This window comes from Desulfosporosinus sp. BICA1-9, from assembly GCF_000802135.1.
Genome location: NZ_JUEE01000015.1, coordinates 87,715 through 93,714, shown reverse-complemented (window position 1 = coordinate 93,714; position 6,000 = coordinate 87,715). Strand labels below are relative to the sequence as shown.

The following is a 6,000-nucleotide window of genomic DNA, read 5'->3' as shown; positions in this document are numbered from 1 at the left end:
ATATAGAGCACGGCAACTCCCGAAAACGATAGGGCTAGATAAAGCGCGCTATGCACAATGTTCTTGGAGGTCACAACACCCCAAGCGGCTGCAATCGACAGGATCGCAAAAATAAAGAAAACGATAGTGCCCATGCTCACTCCACCTTCCCTTTTCGCTCCGCGCGTTGAATCATATCCCACTGCATGTCGTCCGGCTCATAGATTGCGTTTTCAAAGTCTTGAGTTACCTTTAAAGCCTTGGTTGGACAGACTTCAGCACACATACCACAGAACAGACAGCGACCCACGTCCATATGATAGGTTTTGAGAACTTTTTTATTGGCTTCATTCTTTTCGCTGGTCAATTTGATGACTGAGTTAGGGCAGGCCATCGCGCACATATTGCAAGAAATGCACTTATCCTTTTCAAGCCCCATGGAACTACGCACCCTAATCGGAAGGTTCGGTTTTTCCTCAGGGTAAAACTCAGTGATATTCGGACCGACCATGCGTTTGAATGTGATGCCTAGACCTTGTAGTAGACCTTTACCAAACACTGTGTCACCCTCCCATCACGAATCGGTAAATGTAAATTCCCAGACCCGTTAACAAAATGTTTAAAATTGAAAGTGGTAACAAGACCTTCCAAGCTAAGTGCATTAAATGGTCAATACGTATTCTCGGGAAGGTCCAACGAGCCCACATCATAAAGAAAATGATAACTCCAACTTTCATAAAGAACCAAACATATCCCGGTAAGAAAGCAGGACCTTGCCAACCGCCTAAAAATACTGTCGCAGCAAGTGCCGACACAGCGGTCATGTTCCCGTATTCACCAAGGAAAAATAATCCCCAGCGAAGTCCCGTATACTCTGTGAACGGTCCGGCTACAACCTCCTGATCCGCTTCAACTAAGTCAAACGGTGCACGATTCAGTTCTGCCAAACCTGCAATAATGAAGATTACAAAAGCTAAAGGTTGAAGGATTATGAAAGGAACCGTTCCTTGAGCTTCTACAATCACTCCTAAGTTAAAGGATTGAGTGATCATGACGACCCCAAGTAATGAAAAGAGTAAGGGAATTTCGTAACTGATCATTTGGGCAACTGCTCGCATGCCGCCGAGTAACGAGTATTTATTGTTGGATCCCCAGCCAGCCATTAAGAAGCTTAAGGTTGAAATTGAGGAGATGGCAACAAAGTAAAAGATACCTAAATCGAGATTAATCGGTGCCAGTCCATCCCCAAAGGGTATGACTGCCAGGGTCATCATTGGGAGACAGAAAATAATCATCGGTGCAACTTTGAAAATGAACTTATCAGCACCTGCAGGGGTAACATCTTCTTTGCCCATGAGTTTTAAGGCATCAGCTATAGTCTGGAACCATCCGCGCGGACCGAGACGATTGGGCCCTGGCCTTTGTGAAGTCCAACCTGCTACTTTGCGTTCAAGTAAGATCAAAATCAAAGCAGCCAGGACAACAATGATAACCACGATGATAAAATTTATCACATTCATGGTTAAATTAGCCCAAACTGAGTGGGGATCCGCAAAAAGACTACGGATGAAAGCCGCAATAATCAAAAACAGATTATCTAGAGTCTCCAGCAGATAATTTAGAGTCTCCATCTTATTCTCCCCTCATCGCAATTTACTACTTATCAACTTCACCCAATACAGCATCTAAGGTGGCGAAAATAGCTACAACATCTTGAATTTTCCAGCCTTTGGCTATTATTGGGAGCATTTGTAAGTTTATGAATGTAGCTGGTCGGATACGGACCCGTGAAGGCTTAGTCGTTCCATCACTGACAATATAAAATCCTAGTTCTCCTTTGGGGTTCTCAACGCGGTGATATACTTCCCCCACCGGAGGTTTAATAACCTTGGGTACCTTGGCCATAATCGGACCGTCTGGAATGTCACGGACTGCCTGTTTAATGATTTTGATACTTTCCACAATCTCGTCCATCCGGATTATAGTACGATCATAGCTATCGCACCCTGTTCGAACCGGCACATCAAAGTCAAACCGATCGTAGATACTATAGGGTTCTGCTTTACGCACGTCGTAATTGACACCAGAGGCTCGTAAGACTGGACCCGTGATCGAAAGATTTTCCGCCAATTCTTTGGATAAGATACCCACGTTCTTTAACCGACCCATAGCAATTTCATTGCCAAAAAAGATACCATAATATTCTTCCAGCATCTCAGGTGTGTCATCAAGGAATGATTTTAAGGCAGGCCAGAATTCTTCCGGTGGCTCTGCACTCATTCCTCCAATGCGCATAATGTTCACGGTTAAGCGACTTCCTGCGGTCATTTCATACATATCACAAATCCGTTCACGATCTCGGAAAGCATAAGACCATGCCGACCAACCCGCCATATCCAGGGCTGTACTGGCAATCATAACTTGGTGGCTAGCGATCCGAGCAAGTTCACCAAAGATTATCCGTAGGTATTCCGCACGTTCTGATATTTCAACACCCATCAGTTTCTCTACCGTTTGCACATAGGCCCAGTTATTATGGGGTGAGGCCAAGTAATCCAACCGATCTGTATAAGGTATAAACTGAGAATAAGTCCGACTTTCAGCTAGTTTTTCCATGCCTCGATGTAAATACCCAATTTTCGGTTCGATATTGGTAATCGTTTCTCCTGCTAAATGGACCACCATGCGAAACAGACCATGCATACTCGGGTGCTGGGGGCCCATGTTTAAGATAAGTTCTTCCGTTTTTTCAATCGACATGACGTTTCCCCCTATTCCCCTTCTATTCGCGTGCGCACGACATTGCGAACCTCGATGGGCTCGGTCACGTAGTCTTTGCGCAGCGGATATCCTTCAAAATCATCCCACATATAAATCCTCTTCAGATTAGGGTGTCCCTTGAATTTAATGCCAAACATGTCATAGGCTTCACGCTCTAGATAGTTTGCACCCTCCCAAATACGAGTTGCGGAATCAATCACCGGATTCTCACGGTCCATGCTCGCCTTTACTCGCAAAAGCTGTGGCCCATGGAGGCTTGATAATTGATAAACGACTTCTAAATGATCTCCACCGTCTACTCCACATAGGTCGTGCAGAAAGTCACATGGGACATCGGGGAAGTTTTTAGCTCCGATTAAGGTTTCAGAAATAAATGGAGCTTTAACTTTTAAAACAAGTACCCCGAAACTCTCTTCGACTTCACCGTTCACTCGAGTAGCAAGTTCATCCACATATCGGCTTAATACTTTATTTTCCATGTCTCATTAACCTCACCTTAGCGGGATTTGAAACTTTATATTGAAGTTGCAAAAGCCCATAAATTAAGGATTCTGGCCTCGGAGGGCAACCTGGGATGTAAACGTCGACTGGTAGAATCTTATCGACGCCCGCCAACATAGAGTATGAGTCGACAAAGGGACCTCCTGCATTAGCACAACTGCCCATGGCGATTACCCATTTTGGCTCGGGCATTTGGTCATAAATTCGTCTTAACAGTGGGGCCATCTTGCGTGTGCAGGTTCCCGCTACAATCATGACATCAGCCTGACGCGGTGAAGCACGGAAAACCTCATACCCAAAGCGGGAAATATCATAACGAGGTCCACCGGTAGCCATCATTTCGATCGCACAGCAAGCTAAGCCCAGAGTGACCGGCCAGAAGGAATGCCCTCTTGCCCAGTTCAAGGCTTTATCGATCGTAGTAACCAAAACATTTTTTTCAATCAACGCTTCCTCTTCGCGAAGACGTTTTTCTGAGGCTACATCCACTCTAGAGCACCTTCTTTCCAAGCATACCAGTAACCAACTAAGAGAATGACAATAAAGATGAACATTTCCACGAAGGCAAACGTTCCCAGTTTTTGGAATGTTAAGGCCCAAGGATATAAGAATATTGTTTCAACACTAAAAGCAGCAAAAACTAAGGCATACATAAAATAATTGCTCTTAAATCCGAGCCATGTTCTTCCGATGGTCTCGTTACCACATTCATAAGTTGTTAACTTCTCTTTATGTGGTTTATTGGGCGCCAGCAATTTTGGCATAATCATCATGATGACGGCTACCGCTATTGCACCTACAAGAAACACGCCTACAGCAGCAAAATTATTATCAAGCATTGACTAACCTCCCTTCATAAAAATTTTCAATAGCATGCTTCTATTGCTAAGCATATTGTGCCACAACCATCGATAATGGTCAATTAATAGAGTATTCTGTTATTTTCTTCCTCCTTAGCTAATAGATGTCTCTTGCTTCACCGGAGTAAAACTCTTTCGGTGCAGTGGACATGGTCCTAAGCGCTTTAGAACCTGCATGTGTTCGTTTGTGCCATACCCTTTGTTCTTCGAAAACGTATACTCCGGATAAAGAGAATGCAGTTGAACCATCAAGCGATCCCGTGTCACTTTTGCTAAGATCGAGGCCGCCGCGATTGAGGCACTTAAGCGATCTCCCCCGATGAGCGGAAGCTGAGGAAGTTGTATTTCAGGGAGTATTAGGGCGTCGATTAGCAAGTAATGGGGGCGAACTGTTAACCCTTCTACTGAGCGCTTCATGGCCAATTTAGTCGCTTGCAAAATATTCAAGGCGTCAATCTCAGCTGGTTCAGCACTTCCAATGGCATAATCAATCGCCTGGTTTTGAATTTGAATAAAGAGCTTTTCTCGTTTGCTTTCCGTCAGCATTTTCGAATCATTAAGTCCGGGTAAATCAAACTTCGCAGGTAATATACAAGCCCCTGCAATGACTGGTCCAGCTAACGGTCCTCGGCCAGCTTCATCAATTCCCGCCAGTAATAAATATCCTTTTTTCCATAACTTTTTCTCTTCCACAAGCAGTTTCTGGATACGGATTTGTTCAAGCGCTTCTGCTTGTTGACACTTGATTAGACGATCGGCTAGTCGTCGAACACCTTGGCGCTGATCGTTTTGGCAGGCAATCAGCATGCGAGGTGAAGGGTCCTTATAGAGTGCTTCTTCAACTTCCCTAATATTCATCTGGGATAACTGCTCCACACTTTCACCTCTTCTCTCTATAAACTCAGTTCAACGAAATAAGATAATCTCCTTTTTTTAGGTATAAGCGTTAGCTATCCTCAAGTTAACGCTTCCTCATCCCTTCGGTAAGATATCCATGGTAATTGGACCAAGTTGTCCCATTCGAAGTTCACGCAGGAAAATCTGGGCCGCCTTTAGGGTATCTACTCGTCCACCATGAATCAAGCACCCGCGTTTCCGTCCTAAGCTCTCTAAGGTAACCACCCCTGAATCCGAACCCTGATATCGAACTAAGGCATTAGGAGTATACAACGTTAGCCAGTCTATAATCCATGTCGATAATTCTTCTATATCAAAAACATCATCTTTGATGGCACCGAGTGCCGCTAGCTTTCGCCCGACTTCGGGGTCATCAAATTTGGGCCATAACATCCCTGGAGTATCGAGGAGTTCAACTCGTTCATGAATCCTAACCCATTGATTTCCTCGAGTCACCCCTGGCTTATTCCCAACTTTCGCTTGGGCTCCACCTGTGAATTGATTGATTAACGAGGATTTACCTATGTTCGGAATCCCAACAATCATCACCTTAATCATCTGCTGACGGATGCCTTTTTGCGCTTGCCTTGCTTGTTTAACTTGGACCAAGCGTTCCAGTTCAGGTACAATCTGTTTAACCCCTAGTCCTGTAGTTGCACTAACCGCATAAACAGGACCTGATTTTTTTAAGTATGTGAGCCATTTCGCCGTCAACTTAGAGTCGGCTAAATCTGCTTTATTCAGCACCAACACCCTTGCCTTATTACTTAGTAATTTATCCAGCATCGGGTTACGGCTACTAATGGGTATACGAGCATCAGCAAGTTCTAAAACAACATCAACCCATTGAAGTTGTTCCAGTAAAAGACGTCTTGCTTTAGCCATATGCCCCGGAAACCATTGAATACTCATGAATACCCCTCTTCATTCTTCTCGCATAGCCTTCACAGTATTGGGAGCAAATTCTTATAATTAGAAGAAC

8 protein-coding genes and 1 pseudogene are annotated in these 6,000 nt (G+C 44.4%); all 9 read right to left on the bottom strand.

The annotated features are described in order from the left end of the window. Nucleotides 1-134 (bottom strand): annotated as a pseudogene (locus tag JL57_RS01750) (NADH-quinone oxidoreductase subunit J); the annotation flags it as partial. A gap of 2 nt (nt 135-136) precedes the next feature. Further along, a complete protein-coding gene (locus tag JL57_RS01745) occupies nt 137-538 on the bottom strand; it encodes an NADH-quinone oxidoreductase subunit I (RefSeq protein ID WP_034140331.1) in 402 nt (133 codons plus the stop codon). Nucleotides 539-542: 4 nt separating this feature from the next. Continuing rightward, the gene (gene nuoH, locus JL57_RS01740) at nt 543-1,610 is read right to left on the bottom strand and encodes an NADH-quinone oxidoreductase subunit NuoH (RefSeq protein ID WP_034140330.1); all 1,068 of its coding nucleotides are present in this window, start codon (nt 1,608-1,610) and stop codon (nt 543-545) included. A gap of 25 nt (nt 1,611-1,635) precedes the next feature. Then, complete coding sequence (locus tag JL57_RS01735; RefSeq protein ID WP_034140329.1) at nt 1,636-2,739, bottom strand: NADH-quinone oxidoreductase subunit D; 1,104 nt, start codon at nt 2,737-2,739, stop codon at nt 1,636-1,638. An 11-nt stretch (nt 2,740-2,750) separates the two neighbouring features. Continuing rightward, nucleotides 2,751-3,239 (bottom strand): NADH-quinone oxidoreductase subunit C, encoded by a 489-nt coding sequence (locus tag JL57_RS01730; RefSeq protein ID WP_034140328.1) that lies wholly within the window; start codon nt 3,237-3,239, stop codon nt 2,751-2,753. Continuing rightward, on the bottom strand, nt 3,229-3,750 hold the full coding sequence (locus JL57_RS01725) for an NADH-quinone oxidoreductase subunit B (protein WP_034140327.1): 522 nt from the start codon (nt 3,748-3,750) through the stop codon (nt 3,229-3,231). The genes JL57_RS01730 and JL57_RS01725 overlap by 11 nt, the downstream gene beginning before the upstream one ends. Next, the gene (locus JL57_RS01720) at nt 3,741-4,100 is read right to left on the bottom strand and encodes an NADH-quinone oxidoreductase subunit A (RefSeq protein ID WP_034140326.1); all 360 of its coding nucleotides are present in this window, start codon (nt 4,098-4,100) and stop codon (nt 3,741-3,743) included. Before JL57_RS01720 ends, JL57_RS01725 begins: the two co-directional genes overlap by 10 nt. Nucleotides 4,101-4,214: 114 nt before the next feature. Next, on the bottom strand, nt 4,215-4,997 hold the full coding sequence (locus JL57_RS01715; RefSeq protein ID WP_291299572.1) for a ribonuclease HII: 783 nt from the start codon (nt 4,995-4,997) through the stop codon (nt 4,215-4,217). Nucleotides 4,998-5,093: 96 nt separating this feature from the next. Further along, nucleotides 5,094-5,930: a ribosome biogenesis GTPase YlqF gene (gene ylqF / locus JL57_RS01710; RefSeq protein WP_034140325.1), complete on the bottom strand. Its 837-nt coding sequence runs from the start codon at nt 5,928-5,930 to the stop codon at nt 5,094-5,096. Nucleotides 5,931-6,000: the final 70 nt, after the last annotated feature.

Coding starts and splice junctions, on each gene's coding strand:
- nuoH (WP_034140330.1), bottom strand. CDS start 1,610: ATGGAGACTCTAAATTATCTGCTGGAGACTCTAGATAATCTGTTTTTG.
- JL57_RS01735 (WP_034140329.1), bottom strand. CDS start 2,739: ATGTCGATTGAAAAAACGGAAGAACTTATCTTAAACATGGGCCCCCAG.
- JL57_RS01730 (WP_034140328.1), bottom strand. CDS start 3,239: ATGGAAAATAAAGTATTAAGCCGATATGTGGATGAACTTGCTACTCGA.
- JL57_RS01720 (WP_034140326.1), bottom strand. CDS start 4,100: ATGCTTGATAATAATTTTGCTGCTGTAGGCGTGTTTCTTGTAGGTGCA.
- ylqF (WP_034140325.1), bottom strand. CDS start 5,930: ATGAGTATTCAATGGTTTCCGGGGCATATGGCTAAAGCAAGACGTCTT.